This window comes from Paraburkholderia sp. 40 (assembly GCF_050434105.1).
In the GTDB taxonomy this organism is placed as follows: domain Bacteria; phylum Pseudomonadota; class Gammaproteobacteria; order Burkholderiales; family Burkholderiaceae; genus Paraburkholderia; species Paraburkholderia tuberum.
Map to the genome: position 1 here is coordinate 2,676,458 of NZ_JBNPVY010000004.1, position 13,580 is coordinate 2,690,037.

The following is a 13,580-nucleotide window of genomic DNA, read 5'->3' on the forward strand; positions in this document are numbered from 1 at the left end:
CGCTTCTCTCCAGTAGTCCGATTAGTTCCGGTCCAGGTCGATGTCGATACCCAGCGACCGGATTTCCTTCACCAACACGTTGAACGACTCAGGCATGCCGGCATCGATCACGTGATCGCCCTTGACCAGGTTCTCGTAAACCTTGGTCCGGCCCGTCACATCGTCCGACTTCACCGTCAGCATTTCCTGCAGCACGTACGATGCACCGTACGCTTCGAGCGCCCAAACTTCCATTTCACCGAAACGCTGGCCACCGAACTGCGCCTTACCGCCCAACGGCTGCTGCGTGACGAGCGAGTACGGGCCCGTGGAACGCGCGTGCATCTTGTCGTCGACCAGGTGGTGCAGCTTCAGGTAGTGCATGTAGCCGACCGTCACCGTACGTTCGAACATCTCGCCCGTGCGACCGTCGAACAGACGCACCTGGTTCTTCGACGGCGTCATGCCGAGGTTTTCAGCGATGTCATCCGGGAACGCCAGATCCAGCGCGCGGGACATTTCTTCTTCCGTCGCACCGTCGAACACCGGCGTTGCGAACGGCACGCCTTCACGCAGGTTCTTCGCCAGTTCGAGGATTTCGTCGTCGCTGAAGCTGTCCAGCTCTTCGGCGCGGCCCGATTCGTTGTAGATCTTGATCAGGAATTCGCGCAGTTCAGCGATCTTCGCCTGACGCTGCAGCATTTCGCCGATACGCCAGCCGAGACCCTTCGCGGCCCACCCCAGATGCACTTCGAGAACCTGACCCACGTTCATCCGCGACGGCACGCCGAGCGGGTTCAGAACGACGTCAGCCGGACGGCCGTCGGCCATGTACGGCATGTCTTCGATCGGCACGATCTTCGACACGACACCCTTGTTACCGTGACGGCCTGCCATCTTGTCGCCAGGCTGCAGACGGCGCTTCACCGCCAGATACACCTTGACCATCTTCAGCACGCCCGGCGGCAGTTCGTCGCCTTGCGTGAGCTTCTTGCGCTTCTCTTCGAACGCGAGGTCGAACTGGTGACGCTTCTCTTCGATCGAGTTCTTGATCGCTTCGAGCTGGGCCGCTGCTTCTTCATCCGCGAGCCGGATGTCGAACCAGTGGTAGTGGTCCAGATCTTCGAGGTAAGCGCGCTCGATCTTCGTGCCCTTCGCGAGCTTCTTCGGACCGCCGTTCGCGACCTTGCCTTCGAGCATGCGCGCGAGACGCTGGAACGCATCACCTTCCACGATACGCAGCTGGTCGTTCAGGTCGAGACGATAGCGCTTCAGTTCATCGTCGATGATCTGTTGCGCGCGCTTGTCGCGCTGGATGCCTTCACGCGTGAATACCTGCACGTCGATCACGGTGCCGCTCATGCCCGACGGCACGCGCAGCGACGTGTCCTTCACGTCCGACGCCTTCTCACCGAAGATCGCGCGCAGCAGCTTTTCTTCCGGCGTCAGCTGCGTTTCGCCCTTCGGCGTGACCTTGCCGACCAGCACGTCGCCCGCTTCGACTTCCGCGCCGATGTACACGATGCCCGACTCGTCGAGACGGCCAAGCTGCACTTCGGCGAGATTCGAGATGTCGCGCGTGATTTCTTCCGGTCCGAGCTTCGTGTCGCGTGCAACGACGTTCAGTTCTTCGATGTGAATCGACGTGTAACGGTCGTCCGCAACGACCTTCTCCGAAATCAGGATCGAGTCTTCGAAGTTGTAGCCGTTCCATGGCATGAACGCGATCAGCATGTTCTGGCCGAGCGCGAGCTCGCCCAGATCGGTCGATGCGCCGTCAGCCAGCACGTCGCCGCGCGCAACCTTGTCGCCCATCTTCACGATCGGACGCTGGTTGATGTTCGTGTTCTGGTTCGAACGCGTGTACTTGATCAGATTGTAGATGTCGACGCCGACTTCACCCGCGACCGCTTCGTCGTCGTTCACGCGAATCACGATACGGCCCGCGTCGACGTAATCGACCACCCCGCCACGCAGTGCCTGAACCGTCGTGCCCGAGTCGACCGCCACGGTGCGTTCGATGCCCGTACCGACGACCGGCTTTTCCGGACGCAGACACGGGACGGCCTGACGCTGCATGTTCGAGCCCATCAATGCGCGGTTCGCGTCGTCGTGCTCGAGGAACGGAATCAGCGAAGCTGCGACCGACACGATCTGCGACGGCGCCACGTCCATGTACTGAATGCGGTCCGGCGTGACCATCAGCGTTTCGCCCGCTTCACGCGACGACACGAGTTCGTCGGTCAGCGTGCGGTCGTCGGCCACCGCCGCGTTCGCCTGAGCGATCACGTACCGGCCTTCTTCGATCGCCGACAGATAGTCAATCTGGTCGGTCACCTTGCCGTCCGCCACCTTGCGATACGGCGTTTCGAGGAAGCCGTATTCGTTCAGGTGCGCGTACAGAGCGAGCGAGTTGATCAGACCGATGTTCGGACCTTCCGGTGTTTCAATCGGGCACACACGGCCGTAGTGAGTTGGGTGCACGTCGCGGACTTCGAAGCCTGCGCGCTCACGAGTCAGACCGCCCGGGCCTAGTGCAGAAACACGACGCTTGTGCGTGATTTCCGACAGCGGATTGGTCTGGTCCATGAACTGCGACAGCTGCGACGACCCGAAGAACTCGCGAATCGCCGACGAGATCGGCTTCGAGTTGATCAGGTCGTGCGGCATCAAGTTTTCGCTTTCGGCCTGGCCGAGGCGTTCCTTCACAGCACGTTCGACACGCACGAGGCCCGCGCGGAACTGGTTCTCAGCGAGTTCGCCGACGCAGCGCACACGACGGTTGCCGAGGTGGTCGATGTCGTCCACTTCGCCCTTGCCGTTGCGCAGCTCGACGAGGATCTTGATCGTCGCGAGAATGTCGTCGTCCTGCAGCGTCATCGGACCGACGATTTCATCACGGCCGACGCGCCGGTTGAACTTCATACGACCCACCTTCGACAGGTCGTACGCTTCTTCGCTGTAGAACAGACGGTTGAACAGTGCCTCGACCGCCTCTTCGGTTGGCGGCTCGCCCGGACGCATCATGCGGTAGATCGCGATACGTGCGGCCATCTTGTCGGCCGTTTCGTCGATACGCAGCGTCGACGAGATGTACGGACCCTGGTCCAGATCGTTCGTGTAGAGCGTCTGGATGTCCTTGATCTTCGCTTCGCGCAGCTTCTCGAGCACGGATTCGGTAATTTCGTCGTTGGCGTTCGCGATGACTTCACCCGTATCGCCGTCGATCACGTTCTTCGCGAGCACGCGGCCGAGCAGATAATCTTCCGGCACCGAGATGAACTTGGTCTTCGCGTTATCGAGGTCGCGAATGTGCTTGGCGTTGATCCGCTTGTCCTTCTGGACGATCACGTTGCCATCGCGGTCCGTGATATCGAAGCGCGCGACTTCACCGCGCAAACGCTCCGGCACGAATTCCATCTGCGCGCCTTCCGGCATCAGCGTGAAATTGTCGAACACGAAGAAGTTTGCGAGGATCTGTTCCGGCGTCAGGCCGATTGCCTTTAGCAGGATCGTAACCGGCATCTTACGACGACGGTCGACGCGGAAGTACAGCACGTCCTTCGGGTCGAACTCGAAGTCGAGCCACGAGCCACGGTAGGGAATGATACGTGCCGAAAACAGCAGCTTGCCCGAGCTGTGCGTCTTGCCCTTGTCGTGTTCGAAGAAAACACCCGGCGAACGGTGCAGCTGCGAAACGATCACACGTTCCGTGCCGTTGATGACGAACGAACCGGTCGGCGTCATGAGCGGGATTTCGCCCATGTACACTTCCTGTTCCTTCACTTCTTTGACGACCGGCTTGCTCGGTGATTCTTTGTCGAGCAGCACCAGACGCACCTTGGCGCGCAGCGCCGAGCAGTACGTCAGACCGCGCTGCTGGCATTCCTTGATGTTGAATGCGGGCGGCGACAGCATGTAGCTGACGAACTCAAGACGCGCGAAGCCGTTGTGCGAAACGATCGGAAAAACGGAAGTAAACGCGGCCTGCAAGCCTTCCGGCTTGCGTTGCGTAGATGACGTATCTGCTTGCAGAAACGTGCTGAATGATTCAAGCTGGGTAGCCAGCAGGAAAGGTACTTGGTGAACGATGGGGCGCTTCGCAAAACTCTTGCGAATACGCTTCTTCTCGGTGAAGGAATATTGCATACGATCTCCGAATCACGGCGGGCATAGTTGTCGAGGCAGGATACCTTGATGAGACAACCCGAGTGTTCACCGACTGAGACCCGATGGCCGTCCGATGGCTTGAACGAGCCTAGAAGCTTGGTGGTTGGCCGCTACCAACCGCTGGCTGACGGCAGCGGATGCCTGTGTTGCCCGCTACCCGACCAAACTTGCCTTCTGCAGTCGCTTCAGAAGACAAAGAGAAATGCCGGTCAAAATTACCGTGGGCATTTTTCTTTGGCCTCTGGGAGTCACATTCCTGCCGGCATACGCCCGCAAAAACGCGTCCTCCACAAAGCACAAAAAGGCCGGCGGTGAAAAACCGCCAGCCTTCGCACAGCGCGTTGAATCTTACTTGATTTCAACCTTCGCGCCGGCTTCTTCCAGCTTCTTCTTGGCTTCTTCAGCAGCAGCCTTGGGCACCGCTTCCTTAACGGGCTTCGGTGCACCGTCGACCAGATCCTTCGCTTCCTTCAGGCCGAGACCTGTCAGTTCGCGAACAGCCTTAATGACCGAAACCTTGTTTGCACCGGTTTCAGCCAAGATGACCGTGAATTCGGTCTGCTCTTCTGCAGCAGCAGCGCCGCCGGCTGCACCTGCCGGGCCAGCCACTGCAACAGCAGCTGCCGAGACGCCAAACTTTTCTTCGAACGCCTTGACCAGCTCGTTCAGTTCCAGAACCGACATCGAGCCTACGGCTTCGAGGATGTCTTCTTTTGCGATTGCCATTTGAAATACTCCTAAATTGAATTCGGATACAGCCAGCGATCAATCACGCTCGACTGAAGTGCATTACGCGGCGGCTTCTTCGCCTTGCTTCTTTTCTGCCAGCGCGGCCAGAGCGCGCGCGAAGCCAGAAACAGGTGCCTGCATAACGTACAACAGCTTGGAGAGCAGTTCTTCGCGGCTCGGGATGTTTGCCAGCGCTTGCACGCCAGCCTTGTCCATCACCTTGCCTTCGTAGGAACCAGCCTTGATGACCAACTTGTCATTGCTCTTGCTGAAGTCATTGACGACCTTAGCAGCAGCAATCGCATCTTCCGAGATGCCGTAGATCAGGGGGCCAGTCATCTGCTCTGCCAGCGGAGCAAACGGGGTACCCTCGACGGCGCGACGCGCCAGCGTGTTCTTCAACACGCGAAGGTAAACCTGTTGCTCACGCGCTTTCGCGCGCAGCTTGGTCAGATCGCCAACCGCGATTCCACGATACTCAGCCAGAACCACGGTCTGAGCTTTCGCGACTTGCGCGGCAACCTCAGCGACGACGGCCTGCTTGCTTTCTTTGTTGAGTGGCACGGTTAACCTCCAGATTCGATACACGCAGCGTGCGCCTTGTGTACCGCATTCAATAACGGCGTCCGACCAGTCAGGAGTATTTCGACCGTCAAAAATCCGTATCGCTACAGACATCCAACGGCTTCATCACTACACAACCTTTTCGGGTTCGCCATCTGCGTTGGCATTACATTAAGGACCAGCCTACTTGCTGCGTGCCCACCAACGGTCTTTGATAACCGGTCGCGCGATGCAGACTGCCACCTCGCAACCGCCCAAAGCCCTTAAAAGCCGCCCCAACTCGCGTCGGAGCGGCGAAATTCATTACTGGGCAGCGATCGACGTCTGGTCGACACGAACACCAACACCCATCGTGCTCGACAGAGCGACCTTGCGCAGATACACGCCCTTGCTCGTTGCCGGCTTCGCCTTCTGCAGCGCTTCGATCAGCGCATTCAGGTTGTTGCGCAGTTCCGCCGGTTCAAACGAAGCGCGGCCGATCGTTGCGTGGATAATGCCGGCCTTGTCGACACGGAATTGCACCTGACCAGCCTTGGCGTTCTTGACCGCGGTCGCGACGTCCGGCGTGACCGTGCCAACCTTCGGGTTCGGCATCAGGCCACGCGGGCCGAGAATCTGCCCGAGCGTACCTACGATACGCATCGTGTCCGGCGAAGCGATCACGATGTCGAAGTTCAGGTTCCCGGCCTTGACCTGTTCGGCCAGGTCTTCCATACCGACGACGTCAGCACCAGCGGCACGAGCCTGCTCAGCCTTTTCGCCCTGCGCGAACACAGCGACGCGGACCGACTTACCGGTACCAGCGGGCAGCACGACCGAGCCGCGAACCACTTGATCCGACTTCTTTGCGTCAATGCCGAGTTGCACGGCGACGTCGATCGACTCGTCGAACTTCGCGCTTGCGCATTCCTTCACGAGCGACAGAGCGGCTTCGATCGGGTACAGCTTCTGACGATCCACTTTGGCTGCAAATGCTTGCAGACGCTTCGAAAGCTTAGCCATTTACACGCCCTCCACGGTGATGCCCATCGAGCGGGCGCTACCAGCGATCGTGCGAACCGCTGCGTCCAGATCAGCAGCCGTCAGATCGGGCATCTTGGTCCTGGCGATATCTTCAGCTTGAGCGCGGGTGATCTTGCCGACCTTGTCGGTATGCGGCCTGCTCGAACCCTTCTCGAGCTTCGCTGCCTTCTTGATCAGAACCGTAGCCGGCGGCGTCTTCAGAACGAACGTGAAGCTCTTGTCCGCGAATGCCGTGATCACGACAGGAATCGGCAGACCCGGTTCCATCGCTTGAGTCTGCGCGTTGAACGCCTTGCAGAACTCCATGATGTTCAGGCCGCGCTGACCCAGTGCCGGACCAACCGGCGGCGACGGGTTGGCTTTACCTGCAGGAATCTGCAGCTTGATAAAGCCGATAATTTTCTTTGCCATTTCGAGAACCTCTGTGGAACGCCGCCTTACGGGCGGACGCTCAGTGAGTAGTAGCGCGTGTTCGCCGACAAACTGGCTAGTTACGCTCCTCAACGGCCATTACGCGGACCGTAAGCGCGAAATACGGAACGCACCTAGCGGTGCGTTCCGTAAAATCTAGACTACAACTTTTCGACTTGGCCGAATTCCAACTCGACCGGCGTTGCGCGGCCGAAGATTGTAACGGAAACACGGACTCGCGACTTTTCGTAGTTCACTTCTTCGACGCTGCCGTTGAAATCTGTGAAGGGGCCTTCTTTCACGCGCACCATCTCGCCTACCTCAAACAGGGTCTTCGGACGCGGCTTCTCCACGCCCTCCTGCATCTGCGACATGATCTTTTCAACTTCCCGAGGGGAGATCGGGCTCGGCCGATTACGCGCCCCGCCGACGAAGCCGGTCACCTTCGCCGTATTTTTCACGAGGTGCCACGTTTCGTCTGTCATTTCCATTTCGACTAAAACATAGCCCGGGAAGAAACGACGTTCGGTTACTGATTTGTGACCGCCCTTTACCTCAACAACCTCTTCCGTTGGAACGAGGATCTGGCCGAACTGATCCTGCATACCAGCCCGCTCGATGCGCTCCTGAAGCGCTCGTTGCACGCTCTTCTCCATACCGGAATATGCGTGCACTACGTACCAACGTTTGCCGCTCGGGGATGCCGGAGTATCACTCATATCATTTCCAACCCAGAATCGCCGAGAAAATCGCCCACTCAATGGATTTATCACAAACCCAAAGAAAGATAGCCATCACGACTACGAAGCCGAAGACCACGAGTGTTGTTTGGGTCGCCTCTTTGCGACTCGGCCAAACTACCTTGCGGACCTCTTTGTATGAGTCATTGGCGAAAGCGATGAAACCCTTGCCAGGCGCCGAGAGAAGACCGACTGCGACACCCGCGATCGCACCAACAGCCAAGGCGGCTCCGCGGATGTACCATTCCTGGCCGCTAAGCCAGAAGAACCCCACGAACCCGGCCAAGACCAGCAACACACCTGCGATCAACATCAACTTGTCGCCGGATGTATTTACAGTTTCGACGGAAGGATTCGCCATAACACCTTAACAAGCGCCACTACGGCGCGATAATTGGCAGGGGCAGAGGGAATCGAACCCCCAACCTTCGGTTTTGGAGACCGACGCTCTGCCAGTTGAGCTATACCCCTAAACCATTTGGAGTTGACGACACCGCCAACCCCGATACAACCGATTATCGAGAACTCTCTGGCGTTACTCGATGATCTTGGCGACGACACCAGCGCCGACCGTACGGCCGCCTTCGCGAATTGCGAAGCGCAGACCTTCTTCCATCGCGATCGGGTTGATCAGTTTCACCGTGATCGACACGTTGTCGCCCGGCATCACCATTTCCTTGTCCTTCGGCAGCTCGATCGAGCCCGTCACGTCCGTCGTACGGAAGTAGAACTGCGGACGGTAGTTGTTGAAGAACGGCGTGTGACGGCCGCCTTCGTCCTTGCTCAGCACGTACACTTCAGCCGTGAAGTGCGTGTGCGGGTTGATCGAACCCGGCTTGGCCAGAACCTGACCACGCTCCACGTCTTCACGCTTCGTGCCGCGCAGCAGGATACCAACGTTGTCGCCTGCCTGACCCTGGTCGAGCAGCTTGCGGAACATTTCCACGCCCGTGCAGGTCGTCTTGGCCGTTGCGCGGATACCGACGATCTCGATTTCCTCGCCAACCTTGATCACGCCGCGCTCGACGCGACCCGTCACCACCGTGCCGCGACCCGAGATCGAGAACACGTCTTCCACCGGCATCAGGAACGCACCGTCAACCGCGCGCTCCGGCGTCGGGATGTACGTGTCCAGCGCATCGGCCAGGTTCATGATCGCTACCTCGCCCAGCTCGCCCTTGTCGCCTTCCAGCGCCAGCTTGGCCGAACCCTTGATGATCGGCGTGTCGTCGCCCGGGAAGTCGTACTTCGACAGAAGTTCGCGAACTTCCATCTCGACGAGTTCCAGCAGCTCGGCGTCGTCCACCATGTCGCACTTGTTCAGGAACACGATGATGTACGGAACGCCAACCTGACGCGCCAGCAGGATGTGCTCACGCGTTTGCGGCATCGGGCCGTCGGCAGCCGAGCACACCAGGATTGCGCCGTCCATCTGCGCCGCGCCCGTGATCATGTTCTTCACGTAGTCTGCGTGGCCTGGGCAGTCGACGTGTGCGTAGTGGCGGTTAGCCGTTTCGTACTCGACGTGCGCGGTGTTGATGGTAATGCCACGCGCCTTTTCTTCCGGCGCCGCGTCGATCTGGTCGTACGCCTTCGCTTCGCCGCCAAACTTCTGCGTCAGGACCGTCGTGATCGCTGCCGTCAGCGTGGTCTTGCCGTGGTCAACGTGACCGATCGTGCCCACGTTCACGTGCGGCTTGGTCCGTTCAAACTTACCCTTGGCCATTTTCGACTCCTAAGAGGATTTTCCGTACGTTGCGCCGGGCGCAAACAATCACCGATTACTTCTGGTGCCCATGGGCAGGATCGAACTGCCGACCTCTCCCTTACCAAGGGAGTGCTCTACCACTGAGCCACATGGGCGCTACCTCTGTGTTGCTGGAGCGGGTGAAGGGAATCGAACCCTCGTCGTAAGCTTGGAAGGCTTCTGCTCTACCATTGAGCTACACCCGCAAGGATCATGGATTCCCAACAACTGCTGCATCTTGCATTCTGGTGGAGGAGGTTGGATTCGAACCAACGTAGGCGTAAGCCAACAGATTTACAGTCTGCCCCCTTTAGCCACTCGGGCACCCCTCCGAAGAGAACTGACAATTGTGGGGGAACAATGTCTCTTTGTCAAGGGCTGCTTGACCGTTCCGATCCCAACGCTCTCACTTATATAGTGATATAGTGATTGGCTGTTAGCCGTCCGTAAACGCAAAAACCCCACCGCGGCGGGTGGGGTTTCTGACTGGGGAGGAGCCTGACGATTACCTACTTTCACACGGGCAATCCGCACTATCATCGGCGTGGAGTCGTTTCACGGTCCTGTTCGGGATGGGAAGGGGTGGGACCGACTCGCTATGGTCATCAGGCATGACGGGTTGCTGCGTCGCAGGGTTGGAGTCAACCGGTTGCGCCACAGCCAATCGGGAAGAAGCGTAAAGGATTCGGGTGGGGGTTGTGTTGTTTCTGGCACAACACCGATCTCAACCGTGTGCGTGTTCCTGCCCCCTTCGGGGGTGGGGTCCGGGTAAGCGCTTTGCATGGGCCCGGAGTAAGTGCTGAAGCACTAACTCCGGCCGACAGCTGAAGCGCCAACGCTGACCGCAAAACACACCGGTTATAGGATCAAGCCTTACGGGCAATTAGTATCAGTTAGCTCAGTACATTACTGTACGTGCACACCTGACCTATCAACGTCCTGGTCTTGAACGACCCTTCAAGGGGCTCGAAGCCCCGGGGATATCTCATCTTAAGGCGAGTTTCCCGCTTAGATGCTTTCAGCGGTTATCTCTTCCGAACATAGCTACCCGGCGATGCCACTGGCGTGACAACCGGTACACCAGAGGTTCGTCCACTCCGGTCCTCTCGTACTAGGAGCAGCCCCCTTCAAATATCCAGCGCCCACGGCAGATAGGGACCAAACTGTCTCACGACGTTTTAAACCCAGCTCACGTACCTCTTTAAATGGCGAACAGCCATACCCTTGGGACCGGCTACAGCCCCAGGATGAGATGAGCCGACATCGAGGTGCCAAACACCGCCGTCGATATGAACTCTTGGGCGGTATCAGCCTGTTATCCCCAGAGTACCTTTTATCCGTTGAGCGATGGCCCTTCCATACAGAACCACCGGATCACTATGACCTGCTTTCGCACCTGTTCGACTTGTCAGTCTCACAGTCAAGCACGCTTATGCCATTGCACTATCAGCACGATTTCCGACCGTACCTAGCGTACCTTCGTACTCCTCCGTTACACTTTGGGAGGAGACCGCCCCAGTCAAACTGCCTACCATGCACTGTCCCCGACCCGGATCACGGGCCAAGGTTAGAACCTCAAACAGATCAGGGTGGTATTTCAAGGACGGCTCCACGCAGACTGGCGTCCACGCTTCATAGCCTCCCACCTATCCTACACAGACCGGTTCAAAGTCCAATGCAAAGCTACAGTAAAGGTTCATGGGGTCTTTCCGTCTAGCCGCGGGGAGATTGCATCATCACAAACACTTCAACTTCGCTGAGTCTCGGGAGGAGACAGTGTGGCCATCGTTACGCCATTCGTGCAGGTCGGAACTTACCCGACAAGGAATTTCGCTACCTTAGGACCGTTATAGTTACGGCCGCCGTTTACCGGGACTTCAATCAGGAGCTTGCACCCCATCATTTAATCTTCCGGCACCGGGCAGGCGTCACACCCTATACGTCCACTTTCGTGTTTGCAGAGTGCTGTGTTTTTATTAAACAGTCGCAGCCACCAGTTTATTGCAACCCTTTCACCCTTCTGGCGCAGGCCAGTCAGGCTATGAGGGCGTACCTTATCCCGAAGTTACGGTACCAATTTGCCGAGTTCCTTCTCCCGAGTTCTCTCAAGCGCCTTAGAATACTCATCTCGCCCACCTGTGTCGGTTTGCGGTACGGTCACTGTGAAACTGAAGCTTAGAGGCTTTTCCTGGAACCCCTTCCAGTTGCTTCGTCGCCTGAGCGACTCGCCTCGCACCCTTGAATTCCGCGCCCGGATTTGCCAAAGCGCCTTCTCCAATGCAAGGACCGGGACTTCCAACACCCGGACAACCTTCCGCGATCCGTCCCCCCATCGCATTTCACAATGGTGCAGAAATATTAATCTGCTTCCCATCAGCTACGCATTTCTGCCTCGCCTTAGGGGCCGACTCACCCTACGCCGATGAACGTTGCGTAGGAAACCTTGGGCTTACGGCGAGGGGGCCTTTCACCCCCTTTATCGCTACTCATGTCAGCATTCGCACTTCCGATACCTCCAGCACACTTTCCAGTGCACCTTCGCAGGCTTACGGAACGCTCTCCTACCATGCACATTACTGTGCATCCGCAGCTTCGGTATATGGCTTAGCCCCGTTACATCTTCCGCGCAGGACGACTCGATCAGTGAGCTATTACGCTTTCTTTAAAGGGTGGCTGCTTCTAAGCCAACCTCCTGACTGTTTTAGCCTTCCCACTTCGTTTCCCACTTAGCCATATTTGGGGACCTTAGCTGGCGGTCTGGGTTGTTTCCCTCTTGACACCGGACGTTAGCACCCGATGTCTGTCTCCCGTGATTGCACTCTTCGGTATTCGGAGTTTGCTATGGCGTAGTAATCCGCAATGGACCCCACAACCATGACAGTGCTCTACCCCCGAAGGTGATACACGAGGCACTACCTAAATAGTTTTCGGAGAGAACCAGCTATTTCCAGGTTTGTTTAGCCTTTCACCCCTATCCACAGCTCATCCCCTAACTTTTCAACGTTAGTGGGTTCGGTCCTCCAGCACGTGTTACCGTGCCTTCAACCTGGCCATGGATAGATCACCTGGTTTCGGGTCTACACCCAGCGACTGGACGCCCTGTTCGGACTCGCTTTCGCTACGCCTGCCCTAATCGGTTAAGCTCGCCACTGAATGTAAGTCGCTGACCCATTATACAAAAGGTACGCCGTCACCCCTTCGCAGAGGCTCCGACTGTTTGTATGCATGCGGTTTCAGGATCTGTTTCACTCCCCTCCCGGGGTTCTTTTCGCCTTTCCCTCACGGTACTGGTTCACTATCGGTCGATCACGAGTATTTAGCCTTGGAGGATGGTCCCCCCATCTTCAGACAGGATTTCACGTGTCCCGCCCTACTTCTCGTACACCCAGTTCTTCCATGCTGTTTTCGTCTACAGGGCTATCACCTGCTATGGCCGCACTTTCCAGAGCGTTCGACTAACAATACAGATAACGTGTACAGGCTGATCCCATTTCGCTCGCCACTACTCTGGGAATCTCGGTTGATTTCTTTTCCTGCGGTTACTTAGATGTTTCAGTTCACCGCGTTCGCCTCACGCAGCCTATGGATTCAGCTACGGATACTCCATTAGGAGTGGGTTTCCCCATTCGGACATCTCCGGATCAATGCTCGTTTGCCAGCTCCCCGGAGCTTTTCGCAGGCTACCGCGTCCTTCATCGCCTGTGATCGCCAAGGCATCCACCACATGCACTTGTTCGCTTGACCCTATAACGGGTGTGTCTCTGTCGACCAGTGTTAGCGCTTTAGCGCTTACACTGGTCCCATCCCCGGAGGGGACAGGTTCCCGAAGGAGTCGACCATTCACGTTCCGTTACAGGTTGAGTATTCGTGTTGCGCCGTATTCCAAGGCAATCTTTCGATCACCTTTAAAATACATCGATACAATCACAACCCTGATTCACCTACTCACACACCCATCTCCAGGTATGCTTTCGTGAATCTCTTTACTACTTCTTCCTGATTGTTAAAGAACGGCAGCCGGTATGAAGCCTGTGCCTCATACCGCTCTGACTGGCTCAATCGCCAATGCGCAACGCTCTGCCTTCAGGCAGAACCCTGCGCATTGAGGATTGGTGGAGGATGACGGGATCGAACCGACGACCCCCTGCTTGCAAAGCAGGTGCTCTCCCAGCTGAGCTAATCCCCCAGTCCCACAGATATTCCAGCGGCCCCAGCCC

8 protein-coding genes, 5 tRNA genes and 2 rRNA genes are annotated in these 13,580 nt (G+C 57.5%); all 15 read right to left on the reverse strand.

From position 1 onward, the window contains the following. Positions 1 to 21: 21 nt before the first annotated feature. A complete protein-coding gene (gene rpoB, locus OKW28_RS34240; protein WP_184040838.1) occupies positions 22 to 4,128 on the reverse strand; it encodes a DNA-directed RNA polymerase subunit beta in 4,107 nt (1,368 codons plus the stop codon). A 369-nt stretch (positions 4,129 to 4,497) separates the two neighbouring features. Beyond that, positions 4,498 to 4,875 carry a 50S ribosomal protein L7/L12 gene (rplL, locus tag OKW28_RS34245; protein ID WP_018420143.1) on the reverse strand — a complete coding sequence of 126 codons (378 nt, stop codon included), beginning with the start codon at positions 4,873 to 4,875 and terminating at the stop codon, positions 4,498 to 4,500. 63 nt (positions 4,876 to 4,938) lie between these two features. Beyond that, positions 4,939 to 5,442 carry a 50S ribosomal protein L10 gene (gene rplJ, locus OKW28_RS34250; protein WP_184056644.1) on the reverse strand — a complete coding sequence of 168 codons (504 nt, stop codon included), beginning with the start codon at positions 5,440 to 5,442 and terminating at the stop codon, positions 4,939 to 4,941. Between the two features lie 303 nt (positions 5,443 to 5,745). Continuing rightward, positions 5,746 to 6,444, reverse strand: a complete 699-nt coding sequence (gene rplA / locus OKW28_RS34255; protein WP_429452024.1) for a 50S ribosomal protein L1 — start codon at positions 6,442 to 6,444, stop codon at positions 5,746 to 5,748. Then, the gene (gene rplK / locus OKW28_RS34260; RefSeq protein WP_429452026.1) at positions 6,445 to 6,876 is read right to left on the reverse strand and encodes a 50S ribosomal protein L11; all 432 of its coding nucleotides are present in this window, start codon (positions 6,874 to 6,876) and stop codon (positions 6,445 to 6,447) included. It lies immediately after the preceding gene. Between the two features lie 161 nt (positions 6,877 to 7,037). Continuing rightward, complete coding sequence (gene nusG, locus OKW28_RS34265) at positions 7,038 to 7,595, reverse strand: transcription termination/antitermination protein NusG (RefSeq protein ID WP_075303275.1); 558 nt, start codon at positions 7,593 to 7,595, stop codon at positions 7,038 to 7,040. 1 nt (position 7,596) lies between these two features. Beyond that, positions 7,597 to 7,977, reverse strand: coding sequence for a preprotein translocase subunit SecE (gene secE / locus OKW28_RS34270; protein WP_429452028.1), 381 nt, complete (start codon positions 7,975 to 7,977; stop codon positions 7,597 to 7,599). 34 nt (positions 7,978 to 8,011) lie between these two features. Next, positions 8,012 to 8,087 (reverse strand) — tRNA-Trp (locus OKW28_RS34275). A 64-nt stretch (positions 8,088 to 8,151) separates the two neighbouring features. Continuing rightward, entirely contained in the window at positions 8,152 to 9,342 is a 1,191-nt protein-coding gene (gene tuf / locus OKW28_RS34280) for an elongation factor Tu (protein ID WP_129958904.1), read from the reverse strand. 62 nt (positions 9,343 to 9,404) lie between these two features. Continuing rightward, positions 9,405 to 9,479 (reverse strand) — tRNA-Thr (locus OKW28_RS34285). A 16-nt stretch (positions 9,480 to 9,495) separates the two neighbouring features. Further along, positions 9,496 to 9,569: transfer RNA gene (locus OKW28_RS34290), tRNA-Gly, on the reverse strand. 40 nt (positions 9,570 to 9,609) lie between these two features. Further along, a tRNA-Tyr gene (locus OKW28_RS34295) sits at positions 9,610 to 9,695 on the reverse strand. Between the two features lie 164 nt (positions 9,696 to 9,859). Next, a 5S ribosomal RNA gene (gene rrf / locus OKW28_RS34300) occupies positions 9,860 to 9,973 on the reverse strand. Positions 9,974 to 10,225: 252 nt separating this feature from the next. Next, positions 10,226 to 13,107 (reverse strand): 23S ribosomal RNA (locus OKW28_RS34305). A 366-nt stretch (positions 13,108 to 13,473) separates the two neighbouring features. Further along, positions 13,474 to 13,549: transfer RNA gene (locus tag OKW28_RS34310), tRNA-Ala, on the reverse strand. Positions 13,550 to 13,580 lie beyond the last annotated feature (31 nt).

Coding starts and splice junctions, on each gene's coding strand:
- rplA (WP_429452024.1), bottom strand. CDS start 6,444: ATGGCTAAGCTTTCGAAGCGTCTGCAAGCATTTGCAGCCAAAGTGGAT.
- rpoB (WP_184040838.1), bottom strand. CDS start 4,128: ATGCAATATTCCTTCACCGAGAAGAAGCGTATTCGCAAGAGTTTTGCG.
- rplL (WP_018420143.1), bottom strand. CDS start 4,875: ATGGCAATCGCAAAAGAAGACATCCTCGAAGCCGTAGGCTCGATGTCG.
- nusG (WP_075303275.1), bottom strand. CDS start 7,595: ATGAGTGATACTCCGGCATCCCCGAGCGGCAAACGTTGGTACGTAGTG.
- tuf (WP_129958904.1), bottom strand. CDS start 9,342: ATGGCCAAGGGTAAGTTTGAACGGACCAAGCCGCACGTGAACGTGGGC.
- secE (WP_429452028.1), bottom strand. CDS start 7,977: ATGGCGAATCCTTCCGTCGAAACTGTAAATACATCCGGCGACAAGTTG.
- rplK (WP_429452026.1), bottom strand. CDS start 6,876: ATGGCAAAGAAAATTATCGGCTTTATCAAGCTGCAGATTCCTGCAGGT.